The organism is Microbispora sp. NPDC049125 (genome assembly GCF_040802045.1).
Taxonomy (GTDB): Bacteria; Actinomycetota; Actinomycetes; order Streptosporangiales; family Streptosporangiaceae; genus Microbispora.
In genome coordinates, this window is sequence record NZ_JBEZDW010000028.1 from 87,757 (window position 1) to 112,210 (window position 24,454).

The 24,454-nt window shown below is 71.3% G+C and carries 18 protein-coding genes and 1 tRNA gene; 12 read left to right on the forward strand and 7 right to left on the reverse strand.

All coding sequences use genetic code 11. The annotated features are described in order from the left end of the window. Positions 1-126: 126 nt before the first annotated feature. The 5 genes from tmk (at position 127) to AB0B72_RS28085 (ending at position 6,559) form a co-directional block, all read left to right on the forward strand. On the forward strand, positions 127-2,184 hold the full coding sequence (gene tmk, locus AB0B72_RS28065) for a dTMP kinase (RefSeq protein WP_367742051.1): 2,058 nt from the start codon (positions 127-129) through the stop codon (positions 2,182-2,184). Between the two features lie 61 nt (positions 2,185-2,245). Then, positions 2,246-3,424 (forward strand): DNA polymerase III subunit delta', encoded by a 1,179-nt coding sequence (locus AB0B72_RS28070; protein ID WP_367742052.1) that lies wholly within the window; start codon positions 2,246-2,248, stop codon positions 3,422-3,424. 133 nt (positions 3,425-3,557) lie between these two features. Then, positions 3,558-4,112 (forward strand): SigE family RNA polymerase sigma factor, encoded by a 555-nt coding sequence (locus AB0B72_RS28075; protein ID WP_367742053.1) that lies wholly within the window; start codon positions 3,558-3,560, stop codon positions 4,110-4,112. Further along, positions 4,109-5,572 carry a hypothetical protein gene (locus AB0B72_RS28080; protein WP_367742054.1) on the forward strand — a complete coding sequence of 488 codons (1,464 nt, stop codon included), beginning with the start codon at positions 4,109-4,111 and terminating at the stop codon, positions 5,570-5,572. The genes AB0B72_RS28075 and AB0B72_RS28080 overlap by 4 nt, the downstream gene beginning before the upstream one ends. A gap of 135 nt (positions 5,573-5,707) precedes the next feature. Beyond that, positions 5,708-6,559, forward strand: coding sequence for a stage 0 sporulation family protein (locus AB0B72_RS28085; RefSeq protein ID WP_367742079.1), 852 nt, complete (start codon positions 5,708-5,710; stop codon positions 6,557-6,559). 287 nt (positions 6,560-6,846) lie between these two features. Here the strand turns inward: AB0B72_RS28085 and AB0B72_RS28090 are convergent, their stop codons facing one another. The 5 genes from AB0B72_RS28090 to AB0B72_RS28110 all read right to left on the reverse strand — a co-directional run bounded on the left by AB0B72_RS28090 (position 6,847) and on the right by AB0B72_RS28110 (position 14,390). Then, positions 6,847-7,860 carry an NAD(P)-dependent alcohol dehydrogenase gene (locus tag AB0B72_RS28090; RefSeq protein ID WP_367742056.1) on the reverse strand — a complete coding sequence of 338 codons (1,014 nt, stop codon included), beginning with the start codon at positions 7,858-7,860 and terminating at the stop codon, positions 6,847-6,849. A 154-nt stretch (positions 7,861-8,014) separates the two neighbouring features. Further along, positions 8,015-11,239: a DUF6493 family protein gene (locus AB0B72_RS28095; RefSeq protein WP_367742057.1), complete on the reverse strand. Its 3,225-nt coding sequence runs from the start codon at positions 11,237-11,239 to the stop codon at positions 8,015-8,017. After that, positions 11,236-12,564, reverse strand: coding sequence for an SWIM zinc finger family protein (locus tag AB0B72_RS28100; RefSeq protein ID WP_367742058.1), 1,329 nt, complete (start codon positions 12,562-12,564; stop codon positions 11,236-11,238). Before AB0B72_RS28100 ends, AB0B72_RS28095 begins: the two co-directional genes overlap by 4 nt. A 99-nt stretch (positions 12,565-12,663) precedes the next feature. Then, positions 12,664-13,542, reverse strand: a complete 879-nt coding sequence (locus tag AB0B72_RS28105; protein ID WP_367742060.1) for an alpha/beta hydrolase — start codon at positions 13,540-13,542, stop codon at positions 12,664-12,666. Then, positions 13,539-14,390, reverse strand: coding sequence for an MBL fold metallo-hydrolase (locus tag AB0B72_RS28110; RefSeq protein ID WP_367742061.1), 852 nt, complete (start codon positions 14,388-14,390; stop codon positions 13,539-13,541). The genes AB0B72_RS28105 and AB0B72_RS28110 overlap by 4 nt, the downstream gene beginning before the upstream one ends. Before the next feature lie 119 nt (positions 14,391-14,509). Here AB0B72_RS28110 and AB0B72_RS28115 point away from each other — a divergent pair, with 119 nt between their 5' ends. The 3 genes from AB0B72_RS28115 (at position 14,510) to AB0B72_RS28125 (ending at position 16,884) form a co-directional block, all read left to right on the forward strand. After that, the gene (locus AB0B72_RS28115; RefSeq protein WP_367742062.1) at positions 14,510-14,842 is read left to right on the forward strand and encodes a winged helix-turn-helix transcriptional regulator; all 333 of its coding nucleotides are present in this window, start codon (positions 14,510-14,512) and stop codon (positions 14,840-14,842) included. Between the two features lie 698 nt (positions 14,843-15,540). Then, complete coding sequence (locus tag AB0B72_RS28120; RefSeq protein ID WP_367742064.1) at positions 15,541-16,131, forward strand: LGFP repeat-containing protein; 591 nt, start codon at positions 15,541-15,543, stop codon at positions 16,129-16,131. Positions 16,132-16,260: 129 nt separating this feature from the next. Further along, positions 16,261-16,884: an LGFP repeat-containing protein gene (locus AB0B72_RS28125; protein ID WP_367742065.1), complete on the forward strand. Its 624-nt coding sequence runs from the start codon at positions 16,261-16,263 to the stop codon at positions 16,882-16,884. A 197-nt stretch (positions 16,885-17,081) separates the two neighbouring features. Here the strand turns inward: AB0B72_RS28125 and AB0B72_RS28130 are convergent, their stop codons facing one another. Next, positions 17,082-17,462 (reverse strand): PPOX class F420-dependent oxidoreductase, encoded by a 381-nt coding sequence (locus AB0B72_RS28130; protein ID WP_367742066.1) that lies wholly within the window; start codon positions 17,460-17,462, stop codon positions 17,082-17,084. A 42-nt stretch (positions 17,463-17,504) separates the two neighbouring features. Beyond that, positions 17,505-17,861, reverse strand: a complete 357-nt coding sequence (locus AB0B72_RS28135; RefSeq protein WP_367742068.1) for an STAS domain-containing protein — start codon at positions 17,859-17,861, stop codon at positions 17,505-17,507. 111 nt (positions 17,862-17,972) lie between these two features. Between AB0B72_RS28135 and AB0B72_RS28140 the strand changes: the two genes are divergently transcribed. From AB0B72_RS28140 to AB0B72_RS28155, 4 genes are all read left to right on the forward strand, one after another. Further along, positions 17,973-22,157: a SpoIIE family protein phosphatase gene (locus tag AB0B72_RS28140; RefSeq protein ID WP_367742069.1), complete on the forward strand. Its 4,185-nt coding sequence runs from the start codon at positions 17,973-17,975 to the stop codon at positions 22,155-22,157. Next, complete coding sequence (locus tag AB0B72_RS28145) at positions 22,154-22,450, forward strand: STAS domain-containing protein (protein ID WP_367742070.1); 297 nt, start codon at positions 22,154-22,156, stop codon at positions 22,448-22,450. Before AB0B72_RS28140 ends, AB0B72_RS28145 begins: the two co-directional genes overlap by 4 nt. A gap of 196 nt (positions 22,451-22,646) precedes the next feature. Then, positions 22,647-24,197 carry an alpha/beta hydrolase gene (locus tag AB0B72_RS28150; protein ID WP_367742072.1) on the forward strand — a complete coding sequence of 517 codons (1,551 nt, stop codon included), beginning with the start codon at positions 22,647-22,649 and terminating at the stop codon, positions 24,195-24,197. Between the two features lie 67 nt (positions 24,198-24,264). Then, positions 24,265-24,341, forward strand: a tRNA-Thr gene (locus AB0B72_RS28155). The last annotated feature ends 113 nt before the right edge of the window (positions 24,342-24,454 follow it).

The following is a 24,454-nucleotide window of genomic DNA, read 5'->3' on the forward strand; positions in this document are numbered from 1 at the left end:
AGCGATGACTGCGTCCGGACTGCGAGGGCATGCGAGACGTAATACCCTCAGGCCACGAGTAGGCGGGGCAAATCCGGCCCGCCCGCCGTTTCCCGAGCTACGCGAACACCTGGATACGCTGACATCATGAGCACCCCTGGCCGGGCCGCCGCGCGGCGCAAGTCGCCGCACGTGCTGGCCAACGCGCCGTACCGCAGGCTGTGGACGGCCTCGGCGGTCTGCGGCCTCGGCGACTGGCTCGCCGTCGTCGCGCTGACGGCGCTGGCGGGTGATCTCACCGCCGGCTCGGGCTACCAGGCGCAGATCCTCGCCGTCGGCGGCATGTTCGCCGTCGTGCTGCTGCCCCTGATCCTGCTCGGCCCGCTCGTGGGAGCCCTGGCCCACCGGTTCGACCCCAGGGCCACCATGGTCCTCGCCAACCTGGCCAGGTTCGTGGTGGTGCTGTCCGTCCCGCTGGTCGACCGCTACCAGTGGGCGCTCGGAGCGGCCTTCCTGATCGCCTGCCTGCACCTGTTGTGGGCGCCCGCCAGGGACACGGCCGTACCGGGGCTTGTGCGTGGGGAGCGGCCGGAGGAGGTCGACCGGCTCGGCCTGCTCGCCGCGTACGGCACGGCACCGGCCGCCGCCGTGCTGTTCGCCGCCGTGTCGGCCCTGATCACCATGATCGCGACGGCGGCTCCGGCGTTCCCCGTACGGGCCACGGATCTCGCGCTGGGTGTCGGCGCGCTGGGCTACCTGGTGTCGGGGGTGCTGCTGCTCGCGATGCGGCCCGTCCCCGTGGACAGCGCCCGGGTGCCTCCGCTGTCGGTGCCGCGGAAGATCATGGACGGCCGGCGCTCCCTGGGCCGCGGCCGGACCGTCGGGCGCCTGGTCACCGGCATGCTCGCCGTCCTCGCGGCAGGGGGAGCGCTGGCCGCCCTCGCCCGGCCCTACACCCAGCAGACGCTCAGGGGCGGCGACGCCGGCTACGGCACCCTGCTCGGTGCGCTTTTCACGGGAGCCGCGCTCGGCCTGTTCCTCGGCCTCCGGCTGCTCGGCGGGCTGTCCCGGCGCCGCGTGTTCGCCCTGGCGATCATCACGGGTGGGGTGGCCGTCGGGGCGTTCGCGCTCATCCACAACCTGGTGCTCGCCGTCCTGCTCGCCGGGGCGCTGGGCACCTGCGCCGGCATCGCCGGAGTCATCGGCTTCACGCTCATCGGCATGGAGGTGGAGGACGGGCCGCGCGGCCGGTTGCTTGCCTACCTGGAGTCGCTCGGCCTCGTCACGCTGCTCCTGGTCGTCGTCCTGGCCGCCGTGCCGGCTGCCGTCCTGGGCCCGCACGTCCTCGCGATCGGCGAGATGAGCTACAGCGTCGACGGGTCCACCCTGGTGCTCCTGCTGGCCGCGCTCGTCGTGGTGGTCGTCGGCGTCCGCGGCCTGCGGCGCCTGGACGACCGGCCGGACGTGTCCGTCCGCGCCGACCTGCTGGCCGCGCTGCGGGGGGAGCGGCTCGCTCCGGAGGAGAGCGGCGAGACGCCTGGCCTCTTCGTGGCGTTCGAGGGCGGCGAGGGCTCGGGCAAGACCACTCAGTCGCGTCTGCTCGCGATCTGGCTGCGCGACCAGGGGTTCGACGTCGTCCAGACCCGGGAGCCCGGCTCCACCAAGGTCGGCATGCGGCTGCGCGCCATCCTGCTCGACGCCGCCCATCAGGGCCTGTCCGCGCGGGCCGAGGCCATGCTTTACGCCGCGGACCGCGCCGAGCACGTCGAGAAGGTCATCCGGCCGGCCCTGGAGCGTGGCTCCACCGTCATCTCCGACCGATACGTCGACTCCTCGCTCGCCTACCAGGGCGCCGGCCGCTCCCTCGATCGCGACGAGGTGGTCAGGGTCAACACGTGGGCCACGGGCGGCCTCGTCCCCGATCTGACCGTGCTCATCGACCTGCCTCCCTCGGTCGGGCTGCGCAGGATGGCGTCCCCCGCGGACCGGATCGAGGCCGAGCCCGTGGAGTTCCACGAGCGGGTGCGGCGGGAGTTCCGCTCGCTGGCGGCGGCCGAGCCCGACCGCTATTTCGTGGTCGACGGCACGCTGCCGCAGAACGAGGTGTCGCGTCTCATCCAGGACCGCGTGCGGGAGATCCTGCCCGACCCGGTGCCCCACGAGACGGAGGCGGCCACCGGGACGATCCCGGCGATCCGCGACTGACTTTTCCACAGCTTGTGGACGACGGGCGGAGCCGGCGTGATCGCGAGGGTAGGTTGAGGGCGTGAGCGTGTTCGGGGATCTGGTGGGCCAGGACAAGGCCGTCGCCTTGCTTCGCCAGGCCGCGGGGGCCGCCGCCGAGGCCGTCGCCGGTGGCCGCGGCGCCGGCATGACCCATGCCTGGCTCTTCACCGGGCCGCCCGGATCGGGCAGGTCCACCGCGGCCCGCGCGTTCGCGGCCGCCCTGCTCTGCCCGGATCAGGGGTGTGGCCACTGCGAGGCCTGCCACCAGGTGGACGTCGGCTCCCACCCCGACGTGACCTTCGTGCGCCCGGAGGGCCTGTCGTACAGCGTGCGCCAGACGCGGGAGCTGGTCCTCAAGGCGGCCGGCGCTCCCACGCTGGGGCGCTGGCGGATCGTCCTGTTCGAGGACGCCGACCGGGTCACAGAGGCGGCGGCCAACGCTCTGCTCAAGGCCATCGAGGAGCCGCCGCCGCGTACGGTGTGGCTGCTGTGCGCGCCTTCCCCCGACGACATGATCATCACGATCCGGTCCCGGTGCCGCGTCGTGACGCTCCGCACGCCCCCGACCGAGGCGGTGGCGAACGTGCTCGCCACGCGCGACGGAGTCCCGCACGAGACCGCGCTGTTCGCGGCGCGGGCGGCGCAGGGGCACATCGGCCGCGCGCGCAGGATCGCCCTCGACGAGCAGGTGCGGCGGCGCCGCGACGAGGTGCTGTCGATTCCCCGGTCGCTGACCGGCGTCGGGGACTGCGTCGCCGCCGCCGAGCGACTCGTGAAGATCTCCACGGAGGACTCCGACGCCGCGACCACCGCGCTCAACGAGGTGGAGACCAGCGAGCTGCGCAAGGTCTACGGCGAGGGCTCCTCGGGCAAGGGCCTGAACAGGGGCCTGGTCCGTGGTGGCGCGGGCGCTCTGAAGGATCTGGAGAGCCTGCAGAAGTCGCGGGCGACCAGGATCAAGCGCGACTCCCTCGACCTCGCCCTGCTTGATCTCGTGGCGTTCTACCGGGATGTCCTGGCCGTTCAGTTGGGCGCGGTGGTCGAGCTGGCCAACGAGGACCGCCGCCACGAGGTCGAGGCCCTGGCGCGTGCCTCGTCGCCGGAGAGCACGCTCCGCCGCACCGATGCGATCATGAAGTGCCGGGAGCGCCTCGCGGCCAACGTGAATCCGCAGATCGCCGTCGAGGCCATGACCCTCGCCCTCCGTAGCCCCGTCTGACGTGCGGAGACGGGCGGGCCGCGCCATCGCCGAGAGTGTGGGGCGCGCGGATGCGGGCGGCCCGGCCATGGTCCCGCTAAGTCATCGACGTCGCCGGGAAGCAACCTGACCGAGTGTTCCGCGTCTCTGGTACATGAAGGCCGAAACGCTCGATCTCGACGAATCCCCCGGGGGGCCGATGAGCGCCTCGCCCACATCGGCGGGCGCCGACACCATCACCGGAATCTACGTCGAGCATGCCCTTGGCCTCACCCGGCTCGCCCTCATCATGGTCGGTGACCGGGAGAGCGCGGAAGACGTGGTCCAGGAGGCGTTCCTCGGCCTCCACCGACGGTTCGGGGACCTGCGCGATCAAGAGAAGGCGCTGGTCTACCTGCGCACCGCCGTCCTGAACAACGCGCGCACCGTGCTGCGGCGCAGGCGGCTGCCGTCCTGGTTCGCCGGTACCTACGATCCGCCCGTCTGGTCGGCCGAGTCGGCCGCACTCCTCGGCGCCGAGCGGCGCGAGGTGATGGAGGCCCTCCATCGCCTGCCCCGCCGCCAGCGCGAGGCCCTCGTGCTGCGCTACTACGCCGAGCTGTCCGAAGAGGAGACGGCTCAGGTCATGGGGATCAGCCGGGGCACCGTGAAGTCCACCACCTCCCGGGCGCTCGACGCGCTCGGCCGCCTCCTGGGGGAGACGCGATGAACGACATCGTCAACCGGCTTCGCGACGCCACCCACCGCGTGGGCGAGACGATCGGCGAGCCCCCGCCGCTCGACCTCGACGTCCGCGGGCGGGCCGGGCTGCGCCGTACGCGGACCGGGACGAGGACCGGGATGAGGACCGGGACGAGGACATGGTTTGTGCCGGTGGCGGCCGCGGCCTCTGTGACCGTCGCGGTCGCGGTGGGCACGCTGGTCGGCGGGGGCGCCGCGATCAACGTGGCCGGGGCGACGACCGCGGGCCCGGCGGCGGCCCCCTCGTTCATCGCGCGGACCTGGCACGGCGGCATCCAGATCATGAGCGTCGCCGACGGGAAGGTGACGGCCGAGCTGTCGCCGCCCGAGGGGGGTGGGTCGTTCACCCAGGTTCAAGCCGCCCAGGACAACCGGCTGTTCTACGCCGCCTCGCGAGGCGCCGACTGCGGGTCCCGCCTGTACCGTTTCACGCTCGACGGGACCGGCGAGGTCGAGTCCTACGGAGCCGTGGAGGCCGAACCGCCGAAGGGCACGTTCATCACGGCGCTGGCCGTGAGCGGGGACGGGGTGAAGCTCGCCTACGGCATCAAGCCGTGCCGAACAGGCGCCCCCGCGCTCGTGACCACCGACACCGCGACCGGCGACAGCCGTACATGGACGTCGGGGAAGGACGTCTCGGGTATCGCGGACGTCTCCATGAGCGCGGATGGTCGTTACGCGATCTTCCGCCGCTGGTCGGGCCTTCTGATGTCGGTCCGGGTGCCCCCGCCAGCGCCGGCCAGGTCGCCTGGAGCGATCGCACCGTCGCCGGACGCGAAAGCCGTGCCGCGCCCCGAGGCGTCGGGAGAGGTCCATCTCGATCCCAGGACCGGGGCGGTCAGGGAGCCTTCGGCGGCGGAACCGCCCGGGACGGTCAGGCGACCTGTGATGATCTCCGCCTTCCAGTGCCGCGGCGCCGGCACGTCCGAGCTCGCGCCGACGCCCAAGCCCGTACCGTCCTCTGCCGCGGCCCGCATCGCCCGGCCCGGCTCGGTGATGTTCTGCAGGAGCTCGTTCGACGTGTGGCTGCTCGACACCACCGCGTCGGGTGGCACACTCGACCAGGCTCGCAAGCTCACCTTGCGAGAGTCCTACGGCGACGTGTCCGGCGACATCTCCGACGTGGCCCTCACTCCCGACGGAACGCGAGTCATCGCCGCGTACGACGGCGCCATGAGGCCGCCCGGGACGAAGCGGTTCGCCGGAGGGATCATCGCGTACGGAACGGACGGGCGGCCGCGGGAGGTCGTCTTCCGCTCTGGTGATGGCGGGGGACTGCTCTCCCTGGACGTCGACGGCACCGGCCAGAACCTTCTCGTCCAGCGTGACGCCGAGACGGGAGTGATCAGCGGGTCGCGGTACCGTGCCCTGCCGAAGACGCGCGACGGCATCGTGAGGCCGATGTCGCCGGGCGGTCTCGCCTGGTAGACCCCCGCTTCCGCTCCTCCGGCGCCACGGGCGGCCGCCGGAGGAGCGTCGCCATGTGACAGTCCGTGCCGTACGACACGTATCGTTGGGGCGGGCGCACACCGCGACGAGTTCGAGGAGGGCCGGCTCTTGGGCATGATCATGGCCGTGAGCTTCACCCGGTACGGTCGGCTGTACTACCTCGATCCCGGCGGCCACTCCCCGAAGGTGGGGGACAAGGTGCTCGTCCCCACCGACTCGGGCCCCGAGGTGGCCGAGTGCGTGTGGGCGCCGCAGTACGTGAGCGACGACGTCGAGGGCCTCCCGGTCTGCCAGGGCGTCGCGTCCGAGGAACACCTCACCCGCGACGAGGGCAACCGGCGCCGCAGGGCCGAGGCGCGCAGCGTGTCGAAGCGGCTGATCAAGCGGCACGAGCTCCCGATGAAGGTGGTCGGCGTCGACTACCTGGACGCCGACAACATCTACACCGTGTACTTCTCCGCGCCCCACCGTGTCGACTTCCGCAGCCTCGTGCGCGACCTCGCCCGCAACCTGCGCGCCCGCGTGGAGCTACGGCAGATCGGGCCGCGTGACGAGGCCAGGCTTCAGGGCGGCATCGGGCCGTGCGGGCGCGACCTGTGCTGCGCGACGTTCCTCAAGGACTTCGAGCCGGTCTCGGTCCGGATGGCCAAGGACCAGGACCTTCCGGTCAACCCGCTGAGGATCGCCGGCGCCTGCGGACGGCTCATGTGCTGCCTGAAGTACGAGCACCCGCTCTACCAGGAGTTCCGCGCCTCGGCGCCACGAACCGGGCTGGCCGTGGACACCCCGGAAGGCCCGGGCACGGTCGTGGGCCACAACGTGCCGTCCGACTCGGTCATCGTCCGCCTCAACGACGGCGGCCGCCGCTGCGCCTGCTCGAAGGCCAGCGTCTGCGCCCCCCGCAAGCAACACGACGCGATGTACACCGAAGCGCAGACCGTGGCCGAGAGCGGCCCTGAGGAGTAGAAGAAGGCATGGCGGGCCGGCCGTGCCTTCTGCTCGCGATGCCTCGTAGTTCAGGAGGCCAGGTCAGTGATCCGGCCTTCGTCGCTCCTGTTTTCCGAATTGCTTCAGGCTCGCTGTCCAGAGCAGGTTACCGAGCCCTCGTTGCTTCCTTGTCTCTTCTGAGACGACGTCGACCCGGTAGGCGTACCAGCCACCGCCCACAGCCTTCGCGGGGAGCACGCCTCCTCAACGAAGGGAACGCCGATCTTGGCGGAACCATCCCCGCGTAGGCGGCCGGCCGCCGTGCGTCAGCCGTGACTGATGATCACCTTACCGAATCCGCCGCCCGACTCGCAGTACGCGAAGGCCGCCGGGACGTCCTCGAACGGGAAGACCCGGTCGATCACGGGACGCAGCCGATGCGCCTCGACGGCGCGGTTCATCTGGACGAAGTGGGCCCGGCTGCCCGTGGCCACCCGGCGCAGCACCGCGCCGGCCATGAACAGGGCCGCGGGATCGACGGGCGTGGCCCCCTCGGCTCCGGACAGCCAGTAGCCCACGAACGCCACCTCACCGCTGGGGGCGACGGACCTCAGCGACTGGTCGAGTGGTCCCGCCGCGTCGACGACGCGGTCGACGCCGACGCCGCCGGTCAGCGCGCGCACCTCGGCCGACCAGTCCGGGTGCTCCCGGTAGTCGATCACCTCGTCCGCCCCGAGCGCCCTCAGCCGGCCGGCCTTGGCGGCACTGGACGTCGTCACGATCACCCGGGCGCCGGACAGCTTGGCGAACCGCAGGACGAACAGCGACACGGCTCCAGAACCGAGGGTCAGCACGGTCGAGCCCGGATGCGGCGCCTCGCCGGTGGTGAGGGCGTTCCACGCGGTCACCGCGGCCAACGGCAGCGCCGCGGCCTCCTCGAAAGACAGGTGGTCCGGGACGCGGACCACGCCGTCCTCGCTCAGCAGCGCGTACTCGGTCAGCACACCGTCGATCATCGTGCCGAGCTGCGCGGCGTTCTCGCGCCTGAACGGGCCGTCGAGCCAGCGCGGGAAGACCGTGGCCGCCACGCGGTCGCCAGGCTTCACGCGGGTGACGTCCTGGCCGACGGCGACGACCTCCCCGGCCCCTTCACAGCCCGGCACCACGCCGGGCCGGACGGGAATCGGATAGTCGCCGGCCACCACCAGGAGGTCGCGGAAACCGAGGGAGTTCGCCCGCATCCGTACGAGGACCTGCCCGCGCCCGGGTTCGGGCTCGTCCCGGTCCTGGACGGTCAACCCGGCGAGCCCATGACCGGGTTCGAGTCGATAGCTCTTCATCGCAGCCCTTCACGCCGTACCGCTCCGTGCGCGGGCCACCTGGGACGCCGCGCGCCGATGTCGGGATCATGCGGGGCGGCCGCGATATCGGGCAATTCCCCACAGGGAATCGGCTGATGGCGATTACCGATCTCGGTGCCGATGGCGTCAGAGGTCATGACGTGGCTCCGGTGAGCTGGGCGTGAAGGCGCTTGCACTCGTGGACGAAGCGGATCGTCCGGCGGCTGCGCGCGAACTCGGCGACGACCGGAATCTCCCCGCGAGCGCCGGTCCAGCGTGCCACGTCGGCGGCGAAGGCGACGAGATCGGCGTGGGTCACGGTGATGCGCTGCCCCTCGCCCGGCAACATCCCGGGCAGCAGAGCACGCAGGATGCGCCACACCTCGTGGTGGCCGCCGGCGTCGGCCAGCTCGGTCAGGGCCGCGATGGCGGGGCGGGTCTCCTTCCAGGTGCGGCGCAGCATCAGCGCGAGGTGGCGGCCGATCGCCTCGGCGGGCAGCTCGCCCCTGGCGGCCATGCTCAGCGCCAGCGGGATCATGCCGGGCACGCCGTCGGCCAGGAGAAAGGCGAGGATCACCGCCGTGGACTCCCCCATCGGGCCCTGAGTGATCTCCAAGCCGGTGATCTCCGTGGGCGTCACCCACGCACCCCAGTGACCGCTCAGCAGGTAGGGCAGGAAGTTGACGGCCACGACCTCGCGGTGTGAGGGCAGCATGGCGGGCCACGCCTGGAGCGTGCTGCCGGACTCGTCGATCGCCCAATCGAACGGCTGACGCAGCAGCACCTCGTCGATCAGCCGATGGCCTGTCGGGGACGTCACCCGCAACACGGGCTGCAGCCTGACCTGTGTGAGGTGCTCCGTTGCGCCGTCGCCGAACTCGACCATGGACGCGCCCGACATGTGGCGCCACACGTGGCCGCACTCAGGGTCGGCCATGCCGCCACCGGCGAGCCAGCGGACGGCCGAGCGGGCCGCCTCCGAGTCGACCTTGGCGGCCCGGTCGGCAGCGGCCTGATGGCTGCCCCGGGGCAACCGCAGCAGCGCCTGCGCGAGGTCGGCCGGGGGCGGCTCCACTCCGGCGGCCGCGCAGGTCTCCAGCCGGTCGACCAGCACGTCGGGGTCGACGTGGCCGCTCATCCAGGTCGGCGTGGCCAGCAGCACGGGCGGCAGGGTGCCGTTCCTGAGGGCCTCGGCGAGCTCGGCGTAGCGATGCAGCAGGAAATCATGGGGCGGGGAGACCCGATTGGGAAGGGGTAACTGGTTGCGCCGCCGCCACTCGTGGCCCTCGGGCAACTCCTCGGGCATGAAGGAACGCAGCCGGGGCGGGACGAAGACGACGGTCACCTCCACGAGCGGCTCGCTCTGGCCAGGCGGGGGTACCTGCTCCTTCGCCCGCATCGCCGCGATCCGGGCGGGGTCCACACCGAGCTCGGCCATGCCCTCGTAGGCGAGGTCGAGGACGAAGGACGGCATGGCCTCCACGGAGTCGTCGTACAGGACGCCAGGCCTCGTCCGCGCCGGATGGATGGGGTCCGGCGGTACGCCGTCGTAGATCACCACGGTCTCTTCCTCGACGTCCTCGCTGTCGGTGCCGGAATCCCACGGCTGCTCGACGTCGGTGGGGGAGCCGTACAGGTGGATCCGGCCCCTGGCGAAGGGGATCTGCCGGTCGCCCTCGTAGGCCACTGCCCCGTCCGGGCCGTCGTCGCTGGTCCAGGTGATGAAGAAGGCGCGCAGCGGGGTGTCGTCGTCGAGGTAGCGGCCCTGCCGGTAGTCGCCGCTCATCATGATCCCCCAGGGCCCCCTATCCGGGGCGGGCTCCTCACCACGGGTGAGGGCGCGCACTCCCACGGAATGGTTCGCGTCGTCCCAGAACTTCTCCGGTTCGATCGGCGGCAGCTCCGGCACGCTCCCGGGAGTGACGAGCTCGGCGGACAGCGCCGACTGCCAGTCGGCGGGGTCGAAGCGCTCCTGTCTGGACCGCCAGTAACCCTGGCTCTGCTCGACGTGAGGCTTGAGCTTGCGGCGCAGCTCCGCCCGGTCGTCGGCGAACCCGGCGACGAAGGCCGCCAGCCAGCGCTCCTGGCCGATCCAGCGCTCGTGGTAGCCGGGGAAGATCGACGGCTCCGGGAACCGCCGCGCCTCCGGCAGCTCGGGCAGCGGCGGGAACTCCTTCTGCTCCAGCGACTCCTCGACCGGGGCCTCGCCGCCGAACCGCTCGGCCAGCTTCGCGCCCAGATCGGCGGGGAGGTGGTGGACGGCGTCGAGGATCGCCCCGGTGTGACCGGCGAACAGGCCGGCGTGTTTCAGGGTCAGCTCGGCCGCGCGGTTGCGCACGTCGAAGGACTTGTGCGCGTACGCCGTGGTCAGCGCGGTCACGAAATCGGCGGCCACCTCGGGCGTGGCCCGGATCGCCTGGTCGAGCCAGCGCAGGCCCGTGGCGGCGAATTTGGCCTCGTCCCGGAAGGTGAGCGCGTCGACCGCTTCGACCAGGTCGGCGTGGTCGAGCGGCATCGCCCTGCGGACCTGCCCCGCGGCCAGCTCGGCGACCGTGCCCGGAGCCGACGGCAACAACCGCAGGTAGTCGCGCAGGCGGGACGCGGACTCCGCGGGCGTGGGATCGAGGAGCATGTGCAGACGGACGAAGAACCGCAGGTCCTGCGCGTCGCCGCCGCGCAGGAAACGGCTCACGCAACCGTCGAGCACCTGCTCCCTGGGCAGCTCGCGGGCGGCGGCGGCCAGCCAGCGGGTCGGCCGGGGCTCCAGCCGCTCGTCACGGAGGACGCGGCCCGCTCCGTCGGCGTAGAAGACACGAGGCAGCAGCACGGGGGTCAGCGGGTCGTCGGCCACGCTCGGCGCGGCCAGCCAGGCGGCCACCAGCGGGTCGTGGTCGGGCGGCTCGGCTCCGGACTCGCGCAGCAGCGCCACGGCCAGCGGCGCGATGCGGTCGGCGGGACGGCGCACCCGCTGGGCCAGCCGGACCGCGACATCGCGACGCCACTCCCGTGGGCGGGCGGCGGCCACCCGGCACACCCGGGCGACGTTGGGGTCGTCGGCCCAGCGGCGGTTGACGTCGCGGCTGGTCATCCACGTCACCGCGGCCGCCGGGCCGGTGATGACGCCGACACCGGTCAGCAGCAGCGCGCCGGCCAGTCTGTCGAGCAGGTCGCCGACCTCCCAGACGGCCATCTCCTCGAAGTCGTCGGGATGCTCGGCGCGCACCCGCTCGGTGTGGACACGGCGCAGCTCCTTGACGAGGCCGGGCAACCGCCCGCCCAGCTCGGCGCGCTCCTCCTCGGTGAGCGTGATCAGCCGGTCGGCCAGGAGGGCGACCTGGTTGCGCGCGACCAGATCGCGGATCTCCGTCCAGAGGGTCATCGGGAGATCTCCGCGGCGGCGCGGGCGACGATCCGGGCGGCCAGCACGTGTTTGCACGGCCCACGGGAGCCGCGATGGTCCCACCACCACTCGCAGGTGCAGGATCCGTCGGCCGGCGAGACCCGGCGCGCGCCGCCCGAGGTGTGGACGGTGACCAGCTCGCCTTCGAGGTGCACGGCGCCCGCGTCGACGAGCTTGCGCGCCTTGGCCAGCCGCGGGTTGAGCAGGATCACGTTGTCCTTGTCATAGGGCAGCTCACGGTGGAAGTGAGCGGCCTCCGACAGGTCGTAGCCGACCCGGCCGGCGACGCCGAGCTGCGTCAGCGCGGCCCGCACCCGGTCGGCGGGCATGCCCGCGCGGTCGGCCAGCAGGCCGATCTCGATTTCGGGCTCGAAGTTGAGCAGCATGCCCACCACGTCGGCGTCGTCCTCGGCCTCGCCGGTCGCCAGGTCGTCGAGCACCGCGCCTTCACCGGAGAAGCCGCGCCAGCGCTCGGGCGAAAGGGTGAGCGTGTAGCGCATGCCGGGGAGCTCCAGCTCCCAGGCGCTGGAGGCGGCGTCGGCCGGGCCGTACACCCGGAGGGACTTCGCGAAGCGCAGCAGCGGCAGGAGCGTGCCGAGCCGGTTGGGGCCGGCGAGCTGGACCGAGCCCGGAACCTGACGGTCGTAGACCTTCAGGCTCCGGCCCGCCTGCGCGACCCACACCGTGCCCTTCCTGGGCAGCCCGCGCAGGAACCGCACCGCCGCCATGCCGGCCAGCTCACCGCGCTGGTCCATGCCCGAGGCGATGACCTGCACCTCGGCGAAGCCGCGTAACCAGCGCTCGGGCAGCGGCACCTTCTTCTCCACGACCGCGCCATCCATCGTGGTCACGACCAGCTCGTCGAGCCCGACCCCCAGGTGCAACGGGTCACGCGCGCCGATGCGCGCCAGCGCCTCCCGGAGCGGCGCGTTCACGTCGACGTTGGTGGTGCCCCGGTCGAACACCTCGCCGTCGAGCGCGCCGTTCAGCAGATCAAGCCGGGCGTACACGCCGCCGCATGCCGAGAACGACTCGAACCGCAACCGGTCTCCATTGCACGTCACCACCGGGTCGCGCACCCAGCCGGGCCGCGCCTGCGGCTGGTGGTAGCGGGCCAGCGCCACGTCGGCGACGGCGAGCAGGGCTCCTGCGGCGGGGGCCGCCTGGGTCACCACGCCGCTGAAGAACCGGGGGGCCACGGCCGGGCCGGACAGCGCCCGCCCGCCGGAGGTCGCCAATCCGAGACGACCGTCGACAAGGGAGGAGGGCGCGGCATACGTGTACGCCTGCGTCGCTGATGTCATGGCCGGGACATTAGATCGGCCCACCGACAATCCAGCGCGGCGGATGCCGAAGGGACAGGGATGCCACGGCGGTCTCGGGGCGGCTGTGGTCCTGGCTGCTCACAGGTGGCGGTGGAGGAAGTCGGCCGTCGCCTGGGCGGCTCGGGTGACGTACGGCTCCACGTCGTAGAGGTCGATGTGCTCGTGGCAGTCCAGCCAGAGCATCTCCTTCTTCCCGGAGCTCCGGCCGAGGAGCTCGTCCGCCAGCTCGGGCGGGCAGTATGCGTCGACCTCGCCGTGGACCACGAGCAGCGGCGTGTCCGCGAGCAGCGGGGCCGCGCCGAGCGCGTCGAAGGTCATCAGCGAGTGGAGCGACCCCCGGGTCACCCGGTTCGACCAGTGCGGGGACGCGGAGCGGGAGGTGCCGTAGTAGGCGTACGGTTCGTCGCCGGGCATCGCGGCCTCGCCCCCGCCGGGCGCCACCGCGGGCAGGTACTCGTCGTAGTGGTCGAGGAAACTGCCGAGCGCGGCCCGGTAGGCGTCAAGGCCCATCTGCTCGGCGAACCAGGCCGGGCTGTTGTAGGCGCCCGCGATCCCGGCGACGGCCTTCACCCGGGGGTCGGCAGCCGCCGCCCGCACGGCGTACCCGCCGCCGAGGCAGACGCCGACGAGGCCGACGCGCCCCGGATCGACCTCCGGGCGCCGGGTGAGCAGGCTCACCGCCGAGCGCAGATCGGCCAGTTTGCCCTCGCTGTCCTCGTGGCCCCGGCGGCCCCCGCTCTCGCCGAGCCCTCGATGGTCGAAGGCGAGGGTGACCAGGCCCTCCCGGGCGAGCCGCTCCGCGTACAGCCCGGTGACCTGGTCCTTCACGCCGGTGAACGGTCCCGTGAGGGCGATGGCCGGCGAGCCCTCGGGCCGGTCGGGCAACCTGAGCTCACCGACGAGCTCGACACCGGCCGCGGAGAAGGTGACCCGCTCGGTCCGTATCGTGGCCGTCAACGCGTGACCTCCTCCGGTGTGCGGGCCGGGGTGGACAGCTCGGAGGCCACCGCGTCGGCCCCCAGACCGATGAGCCACTCCAGCCGGGCGTCCGGCAGGAACGCGGTCATCACGCCGGCCAGCTCCCGTTTCTGCCCGTCAGTCAGGGAGGTCGCGCCTCCGGCCAGCCGTCGCACGACTTCCCGGTACATCAGCAGGTACTGCCGCTGCCGGACGAGCAGGCCGCTGCCGGACGGTGAGCCGTGGCCCGGATAGAGCACCAGGCCGTCCAGCTCCTCGACTACGCGGTCCAGGACGCCCAGCCAGGCAGTGGAGTGACCGTCCGCCGTGTAGGGGTGCGTTCCGCCGAACGCCAGGTCGCCTGTGAAGGCCACCCGCTTCCCGCCCGCGTCCACGAGCAGGCACGAGTCGGCGTGGCTCTCCGCCGGCCCGAGGTCGCGCATCCGCACCCGCAGACCGGCGATCTCCACGGTGTCCCCGTCGTCCAGGAGGCGATCGGGCACGCGGTAGCGGTCGGGCCACTCGTCGCCGTACACCGGCTGCCACTGCTCCCGCTTCGGCACGGCGATCTGCTCGATCGTCTTGGCCACCGCGACCGAGGCGTGGATCGGCACGTCGTCACCCACCACGTACGGCAGGCCGTTGAAGTGGTCGGGATGCGCGTGGGTGACGAACGCCCCGAGCAGTGGTTTGCGGAGCGCGGCCAGGCGTGCCGCGAGGGCCCGGGCGTCGGAGACGAGCAGGTTGCCGTCGATGAGGACGACCCCTTCGGCCGTCTCCAGCAGATAGCTGTTGACGAACAGGCCCGGCTCCGCCGCCGTGTACGTGTGGATGACGAGATCACTCATGCTTGCGCCCCTGTTCTAGTGTTGATCCGCGAAGCGATGCTGACGCTAGGCGTGCCAGGGTCTTCGAGCCAGAAGGCACTTCGCGGTGCCCATAGGGCAGGCATACGGAGGGAGGCCGCGTGGATCCCGTGATTCCCGACATGCTGGAGGAGAGCTGCGCGACGCGACAGGCTCTTGAGCGGTTCGCGGCGAAGTGGCGGGTCCTGGTGATCTACGCCCTGCTGGCCGGGCCCCAGAGGCACAGCCGGTTGCGCAGGCGGTTGCCCGGAATCACGCAGAAGGTGCTGACCGAGACGCTGCGAGGCCTGGAGACGGACGGCATGGTCGAACGGCGGGTCATCAAGGACACGGCGCCCCAGCACGTGGAGTACGCGCTGACCGACCTGGGACATACGCTGCGCGAACCGCTGGGCGCGATCTGCGCCTGGGCGGTGAAGCACGCCGATCGATAGCCGCGCCGCGCCCCCCGGCACGCTGCACGACACCATGGACGGCGATGCGGAGGGGGCGGCGGGCGAGCGGCATGGAGGGGCCTGGGCTGGGGAGGGGCGGCAGCGCGGTGGATCAGCCGCGGGCCAGCAGGCTGGCCACGCTCCGGTTCCCGGCCGCGTCGACGGCCACCACGTAGAAAAGATGGTTGCGGCCATGGGTGAGACCACTGATATCGCGCCGATCCGGTGAAACGTACATCCCGCGCCGGGCGCCTGTCGGTGGCCATCGCAGTCCTGCCTCACAGGCCGCCGGCGGGGCCTCGTCTTAGGCGCTCGCCGCTGCCGCCACACCGGAATGGTGGCACAGCGACCACTCTGCGCGGATGAGGGTTTTCCCTGCCGAAAAGCAGGGCGTGCACGCATCCGCGAAGGACGCGTGTCGGCCACCGTTGACCCATCGGCATGGACGAGGAGGCGGCTATGAGCACGTCGGCACCCGTCGTCGCCGGCCTCGGCGTCCTGGCCACCGCCGCCGGTGTCATGGCGATGCCCCGGAAATGCCCCCGAGCACACGCCGCACACGGTCGGTCGACCTGGAAAAGCCGCGCGGCGCCGGAACGGGGCGGCGCTGTAATCGGGGTTCTAGTTCCTTGCAAGCGGCCACGTTTATCACTGAGAAGCCCTGAAAGGGTTGCGGACCTTCGGAGTAGGAGTACATCATGAATCGCCGGTTTTCTCTTTCGGTGTCGGCCACTTTGGCGCTTTCGACCGCCGTGCTGGTGGGGCTTCCTGTCTATGCGGGCAGTGCCACTGCCGCCACCACGACGTCCGCGTGCAATCCCGCGTTCGCGCCCTATGGGCTGATCGGTGACAAGTGGCGGGCCTCGGGCGGGGAGAGCAGCATTTTCGGTTGCCCGACACGCGCCGAGTACGGCTTCACCGCCAACCACGCCCGCAGGCAGGACTTCCGTAACGGTCAGATCGGCTGGTCGCCGGCTCTGGGACCGAAGATGCTCATCCGCACGTACGCATCGGGCGGCAAGGCCGTCTTCCAATGGGGGCCGACCGGACGGGACTGGGACTACTTCGAGGTCCGCTACTCATTCAACAACGAAGAGGTCAAGACTTACAAGGTGAAGCGTCGCGACCCATGGAACGGCGGCTTCAGCAGGCCGATCCACGGACCAGGGCCAGAAGAACTGGGAAGCACCGGCGAGCTTCATTATTTCTCGGTCCGAGGCTGCGACAACAGTGGGGTATTCCAGCTCGGGTCCGAGTGCAGTGGATGGTCGCTCCCAGGGCGGTTGTGAACCCATTCGAACGGTTGACCCGGCGCGGCGGGGTGGCGCTGTAATCGGGGTTCTAGTTCCTTGCAAGCGGCCACGTTTATCACTGAGAAGCCCTGAAAGGGTTGCGGACCTTCGGAGTAGGAGTACATCATGAATCGCCGGTTTTCTCTTTCGGTGTCGGCCACTTTGGCGCTTTCGACCGCCGTGCTGGTGGGGCTTCCTGTCTATGCGGGCAGTGCCACTGCCGCCACCACGACGTCCGCGTGCAATCCCGCGTTCGCGCCCTATGGGCTGATCGGTGACAAGTGGCGGGCCTCGGGCGGGGAGAGCAGCATTTTCGGTTGCCCGACACGCGCCGAGTACGGCTTCACCGCCAACCACGCCCGCAGGCAGGACTTCCGTAACGGTCAGATCGGCTGGTCGCCGGCTCTGGGACCGAAGATGCTCATCCGCACGTACGAAAGCCGCGGCAAGGCCGTCTTCCAATGGGGGCCGACCGGACGGGACTGGGACTACTTCGAGGTCCGCTACTCATTCAACAACGGAAAAGTCAATACTTACAAGGTGAAGCGCCGCGACCCATGGAACGGCGGGTTCAGCATAGACGCGGGCGGACCAGGACCAGACCCCGTGGGGTGCATCACTTACGACGGACCTCAACAGTCATGCGGCTTCTCTCATTATTTCTCGGTCCGCGGTTGTGATAACAGTGGGGTCTTCCAGCTCGGGTCCGAGTGCAGTGGATGGTCGCTCCCGGGGCGGTTGGTCACCTGATGCGCGGTCAGCCCTCTGGCGAGTGAGGTCGCGCCGGTCTTGTGGACGGATAAGCACTTGGGGCGATGTGTCCCGGGAGGCGTTCACAAGTGCCGATGTCACGTCCGCCGTACCCGCCGGAGTTCCGGCGGCAGATGTCCTACCTTCCGGGCGCAGGTCCTTCCCCGTTGAACGCCGTGGGCGCCCCTGCCCGGCGTTCAGGGCTCCAGGGTGATCGATATGGCGACGGTGCCGTGCCGCCCTCGGCGCAGGACGCTGCCCCGGACGGTCAGCCACCCCAGGAGGCCGTACTTCTTGATCAGAAGCCGGCGGATCCGGTCGGTGTACTCGTCGGAGCGGATCTCGGCCCGCCCCTCGACCGGCTCTCCCCGCAGGTGGCCTCGTACGTCGCAGGGGGTCACGGTGACCTTCGGGTTGTTCCGGATGCGCTTGACCTTGCCGGCGTCGGACGGCGTCCAGATCACCAGGGCGTCACCGTCCTCGACCACCCATATCGGCGTCGCCACCGGCGTCCCGTCCCTGCGGAAGGTGGCCACGGATACGTACGGCTCCGCGCCGAGCCGCTCAACACGTGTCATGACGCGAACCCTACGGCCCCACACGGCCGATCGGGCGGCGGCTCAACCGGTGAGCGCGGCCGCGGCGGAATCGGCGGTGTCGTAGATGCGGAACAGCGACTCCAGGCCGATGATGCCGAGAATGCGCCGGAGGTTGTCGTCCACGCCGCTCAGCGCCAGGGGGATCCCGGCGGCCTGGGTGCCGCGGTGCGCGCCGACGAGGACGGTGATGCCGGTGGAGTCGCAGTACGACACGTCCGTCAAGTCGATGATCAGTGCGGGGACGGACGTCATCGGCAGGTCGTCGAGCGTCTCGCGCAGGCGGGACGCCGTGTGGTAGTCGAGCTCGCCGGCCACGGCGATGAGCGAGGGGCCCGCTGGATGGGGGTGGACCATGACGGTCAGTTGGTGGTCGGGCACGATAGCTCCTTAACCCGGCACGTCCATCTGAAACGGCGGGCGACCCCTTGCCGGGTTCGCGCTCGTGGAGGAGCGGATGAGTGGCGCCGAGGAGGGTAGGGGGCGTGGGCGATGACTGACAGCGAGCACGCCGAGCCGGCAGAACTGGTCTTCCCTGGTGACAGCGAGATGGCGCGGCGGATGCGTGACTTCGCGTGGTCCGCCGAGCCGATAGGGGAGCCGGCCACATGGCCGGCGAGCTTGCGTACGGCCTGCAGGATCTGCCTGACCTCACGGTTTCCCATGATCATTTGGTGGGGCCCGGAGCTGCGGTTCATCTACAACGACGCCTATCTCCCGCTGCTGGGCACCAAGCATCCGGCGCTGGCCAAGCCGGGTGACCTGGTGTGGACGGAGATCTGGCACATCATCGGCCCCATGCTGCAGTCGGTCATGGCCTCCGGCCAGGCCACCTGGTCGGAAGACCTCCTGCTGCCGATGAACCGGCACGGCTACTGGGAGGAGACGTACTGGACGTACTCCTACAGCCCGTTGCACGACGACGACGGCCAGGTGCGCGGGGTTTTCACCGCGGTGAGCGACACGACCGAGCGGGTGATCGGCGAGCGCCGCCTGGCGGTCCTGCAGGACCTCGGAGGCCAGTCGGGCACGGCCCGCAGCGCGGAGGAGGCCTGCCAGCTCGTCGCCGAGGCCCTCGGCCGGGCGGGCCGGGACGTGCCGTTCGCGACCATCTACCTGCGCCGTTCCGGTAGCGAGGAGCTCGTTCCCGTCGCCACGAGCCCCGCCGGCGCCGACCCGGGCCCCGCTGGCTCCCGGTCCGTAGGCGCCGCCCCGGGGCCCTCCGGCGACGGCGCGGAGGAGTGGCCGCTCGCCGAGGCGCTCGTCACCGGTCCTGTGGTGCTCGACGACGTGGTGGAGCGGTTCGGAGAGCTGCCGGCCGGAGGCTGGCAGACGCCGCCCAACCAGGCCGTCGTCCTGCCGCTGCCGGGCGAGACGGGTGCGGAGCCCGTCGGGGTGATCGTGCTGGCGGCCAGCGCGGGACGGGCCCTGGACGAGGCGTACCGCACGTTCCTCGATCTGGTGGCCAGGCAGACCGCGGCCCTGATCAACGGTGCGGTCGCCTATCAGGTGCAGCAGCGGCGCGCGGAGGAGCTGGCCGAGCTCGACCGGGCCAAGACCACGTTCTTCTCCAACATCAGCCATGAGTTCCGCACCCCGCTGACCCTGATCATGGGCCCGGTGGAGGAGCTTCGCGCGGGCCTGACCGGCGACGACGGGAAGGTGCGGGAGGAGCTTGAGGTCATCCACCGCAACGGCCTGCGGCTGGGCAAGCTGGTCAACACGCTTCTGGACTTCTCCCGCATCGAGGCCGGGCGCATGCAGGCCCGCTTCGAGCCGGTGGACCTGGCCACGTTCACGGCCGAGCTGGCCAGCGTCTTCCGCGCCGCGGTCGAGAAGGCCGGCCTGGCCTTCGAGGTCGACTGCCCGCCGCTCCCCGAGCCGGTGTACGTCGACCGCGGCATGTGGGAGAAGGTGGTGCTCAACCTGCTGAGCAACGCCTTGAAGTTCACCTTCGACGGCTCCATCCGGGTGACCCTGCGGGCCGAGGACGGGCAGGCGGTGCTCCGCGTCGCCGACACCGGCGTCGGCGTCCCCGCCGACGAGATGCCCAGGCTCTTCGAACGCTTCCACCGCATCGAGAACGCCCGCTCGCGCTCCAACGAGGGCAGCGGAATCGGGCTGGCCCTCGTACGGGAGCTGGTGGGCCTGCACGCCGGCGGCATCACCGCCACCAGCGCCGAGGAGGAGGGGACGACCTTCACACTCCGGCTGTCGTTCGGCCACGCGCACCTGCCGGCGGACAGCCTGATCCCCGCGGCGGCCACCAGCGCGGTCTCCGCCACCGCCGACCCCTACATCCAGGAGGCGCTGCGCTGGCTGCCCGGCACGCCGGCCGTCGAGGAGGCGATGCTCGCGCCGATGACGGCGGAGGTCGCGCCGGACGGTCACCCGGACGCTCACGCGGGGAACCTGGCCCGGGAGAGGGTGCTGATCGCCGACGACAACGCCGACATGCGCGACTACCTGCGGCGGTTGCTGCAGGCCGACTACGAGGTGGAGACGGTCACCGACGGGCTGGCGGCGCTCGACTCCGCCCGCATGTCCCCTCCCGATCTGATCATCAGCGACGTGATGATGCCCCGCCTGGACGGGCTGCAGCTCGTGTCCGCGCTGCGTGGCGAGCCGCGCACGGCCGGCGTGCCGGTCCTGCTGCTGTCGGCCCGCGCCGGGCAGGAGGCCTCCATCGAGGGCTTCGACGCGGGGGCGGACGACTACCTGGTCAAACCGTTCTCCGCCGCCGAGCTGCTTGCCAGGGTACGCGCCAACGTGGAGCTGGCCAGGATGCGCAACCATCACGCGACCTGGCGCGCCGCCCTGATCGACTCGTTGCAGGAGGCGTTCTTCGTCCTCGACGAGACGGGCGCCGTGATCGAGGCCAACAGCTCCTTCACCGACATCCTGGGGTACGGCCCGGAGGGGTTGCCCTACCAGGCGCCGCACCCGTGGTGGGTGGACCCCGCCGAGGACCCCGAGGCCCACCGCCAGGCCACCGAGACGTACGCGCACATGCTCGGACGGACCAGGGGCAGCAGCGTCACCCCGGTCACGCACAGGGACGGGCACCGGCTGTGGGTGGCCGCCACCTTCAACGAGGTCCGCGAGCCGGATACCGGCAGGCGCATGGTCGTCGGGGCCTTCCGCGACGTCACCGCCGAACGGTTCACCACGCAGCGCGAGTCGGCCCTGGCCGCCCTCAGCGTACGGCTGGCCGAGGCGAGCACCCTGCCCGAAGCCCTGCGGGCCGCCGTCTCCCAGCTGTGCGAGCTGTGGGAGGCCCGGCGCATCCTCGCCGCCACCTGGGACGACGCCGGTCAGCGGTACCTGACCACCAGCGGTGAGCAGATCCGCTGGGAGGATCTGGACGACCAGGTGCGCGCGACGCTCGAAGGACTGCGCGGTCGCACGCCCCTGCACCCGATCACGACCACGGATCCGGCCGGGGTCGGCATCATCATGGAGCACCCCACCGGCCCGCTCGCCCTGTGGATCGAGCCCGGCGCCACCCGCCCGTTCACCGTCGAGGACCACACGCTGCTCGCCGTGCTGTGCGGCTATCTCGGGCAGGCCCTGCAGCGCATCCACACCTTCGACCAGCAGCGCGAGACCGCGCTCGCCCTGCAGCGCGCGATCTTGGGCCCCGCGCGGCTGCCCCTCGGCTTCGCCGTACGGTACGAGCCCGCCGCCCGTCCCCTGGAGGTCGGCGGCGACTGGTACGACACCGTGGAGCTGCCCGACGGGCGCATCGGCATCGTGGTGGGCGACTGCGTGGGCCGCGGCCTGCAGGCGGCCACCGTGATGGGACAGCTGCGCAGCGCCTGCCGGGCCCTGCTGCTGTCGTCCGGCCCGGCCCAGACCCTCACCGCGCTGGACCGCTTCGCCGCCATGATCCCCGGAGCGACCTGCACGAGCGTGTTCTGCGGCGTGCTCGACCCGGAGACCGGACGGCTCACCTACAGCAGCGCGGGCCATCCGCCCAGCATCCTCGTCCATCCCGACGGGCGCACACAGTTGCTGGACGAGGCGGGCTCCACGCCGCTCGCCGTCTACCAGACGGAGCCTCGGCCGGAGGCGACGTGCGTCCTGCCTCCCACCGGCGTCCTGCTGCTCTACACGGACGGCCTGGTCGAACGGCGGCGCCGCCCGATCGACGCCGGGATCGGCGAGGCGGCGGAGGCCGCCAAGCAGGGCCTGAACTATCCGCCCGAGGCCCTCGCCGGGCACATCATGAGCGGCATGGAGCCGGCGGGCGGGTACGACGACGACGTCGCCCTCCTCCTCTACCGTCACCCCGCCCCCCTGGAGGTCGCCTTCGCCGCCGACTCCCGGCACCTCGCCCCCGTACGCACCGCCCTGCGCCAGTGGCTGGGCAAGCTGGACATCGCCCCCCGCCTCCTCCAGGACGTCCTGGTCGCCGTGGGGGAGGCCTGCGCCAACGCCATCGAGCACGGGCACCGCCACAGCCCCGGCCACGAGGTGCGCCTGACCGCCTCGGCCACCGCGGACGACCTGCACCTGGCCGTCACGGACACCGGACGCTGGCGGACCCCCCGCCCCCACGCCAACCCCCACCGTGGCCGCGGCATCTACCTGATGCGGACGCTGATGCAGGATGTCACCATCGAGAGCGGCGCCGTCGGCACCACCGTCACCATGCACACAAGGATCAGTCGATGACCACCCCGCTCACGCTCTCCACTCACCACCGCCCGGACGGCACTGCCGTCCTGACGGCCGCAGGTGAGATCGACATGAGCAACGCCGACGCCTTCCGCGCCGGCCTCGACACGGCCGCCGCCAAGGGGGACCGCCTCGTCGTGGACCTCACCGCGGTCGAGTATCTCGACAGCGCCGGGCTGACCGCCCTTTTCGCGCATGCGCCCCATCTGGACCTGATCGTCCCTCCTCTCCTGCACCCCCTCCTGACCGTCTCCGGCCTCGCCTCCGTGGTCACCGTGCATGTGACATGACGAGATGTGCCGCCCGAGTGGCCGCATAGGGCGTGACACGGCATGCTGGTGACTACTCCGTGTTCGTCACCGGTGACGTTCGCGGTCGGGGCAAAAGGAAGCGACGGGGTATGCGAAAGGCCACTTGCACAAGTCAAGGCACGCGGCACAGGGGATCGGGGCGCCGTCCCGGCGGATCGGGCGAGGGGTGGGCCAGGTGACGCGGGGCAAGCGGGGGCTTGCTCGGCGCGTCGCGGCGGCGGGCGCCGCTGCGCTGCTCGCCGGCGGCTGCACGAGCGGCACGGAGACCGGCGAGGGGCGGCCGGGAGCCGGCGCGCACGCGAAGATCACGGCGCCGACGCCTGAGCTGCAGCCCTTCTACGACCAGCGGCCCGCCTGGCGGGACTGCGGCCAGGGCTTCCAGTGCGCGAAGATGAACGTGCCGCTGGACTACAAGAAGCCGTCCGGTGAGCGGATCGGCATCAGCGTGATCCGACTGCCGGCCTCCGGCAAGCGGATCGGCTCGCTGCTGATCAACCCGGGTGGCCCGGGGGGATCGGGCGTGCAGTACGCCCGCGCCGCCACCTCGCTGTTCTCCGACACGATCCGCTCGCGTTTCGACATCGTGGGCTTCGACCCGCGAGGGGTGGGCGAGTCGTCCCCCGTCCGATGCATGTCGGGCTCGCAGCTCGACGCGTTCGTCGGGATGGACGCGAGCCCGGACACGTCCGGCGAGCTCGCCACGCTGGTGAAGGGGTCGAAGGCCTTCGCGGAGGGCTGCGCGGCCAAGTCGGCCAGGCTGCTGCCGTACGTCGGCACGGCCGACGCGGCCAGGGACATGGACGTGCTGCGCGGAGTGGTCGGCGACACCGGGCTCACCTATCTCGGCAAGTCGTACGGCACCTACCTCGGCGCGGTGTACGCGGACCTGTTCCCCAAGCAGGTGCGGGCCCTGGTGCTCGACGGCGCGGTCGACCCCGCCGTCTCGTCGCTGAAGGCCAACGAGGTGCAGGCCCAGGGCTTCGAGGTGGCGCTGAAGGCGTTCGTCGAGGACTCCATCGCGAAGAAGGGAAGCCCGTTCACCAGCCGTACGGTCGACGGCGCGATGACCGAGATCAGTGCCCTGCTGGCGAACGCCGACCACCGACCGCTGAAGAACAACCTGGGCGACGGGCGGCAGATCGACGAGGCGTGGGCCGTGCTCGGCATCGTCACCCCGCTGTACCAGCGTGAGGCGTGGCCCAGGCTGGCGCAGGCCCTCGGCCAGGCCTTCAAGGGGAACGGCACGGACCTGCTCCGGATGGCGGACCTGCTGGTCGACCGGCGTCAGGACGGGACGTACTCCAACCAGACCGAGTCGAACATGGCGATCAACTGCCTGGATCATCCGTATCCGAAGGCGCTCGGGGCCTACCAGACCGCGGCCTCCGAGGCCGCGAAGCAGTCCCCGCACTTCGGGTCGTTCGTGATGTGGGGCTCGCTGCCCTGCGCGTACTGGCCCGTGAAGTCGGACGCGGGCGACAAGCCGCTCAAGGCCCAAGGGGCGCCGCCGATCGTCGTCGTGGGGACCGTCCGCGACCCCGCCACGCCGTACGAGTGGGCGAAGGGGCTGGCGTCGGAGCTCAGCTCCGGAGTGCTGCTGGGCTTCGACGGCGACGGGCACACGGCCTACCGGTCCGGCTCCAGTTGCGTGGACACCGCGGTCGACGACTATCTCATCGCCCTGCGCGTGCCCAAGAACGGCACGGTCTGCCCGAAGATCACATAGCTGTGGTCGTGTGGAGTACGCGAGAGCCCCGACGAGCCTGTAGACTTGGCGTCGCCGTTCGCGGCACGCCGCCTTAGCTCAGTCGGCCAGAGCACTTCACTCGTAATGAAGGGGTCAAGGGTTCGATTCCCTTAGGCGGCTCCAGCTCAAAGGCCCTCCCGGACCATCCGGGAGGGCCTTTTGCTAACACCTCTGCTAACGCCGTGCCGCAGCGTGGTGGTCTTCAGTTCAGGTCAGATGTACCCGGCGGAGGGTGA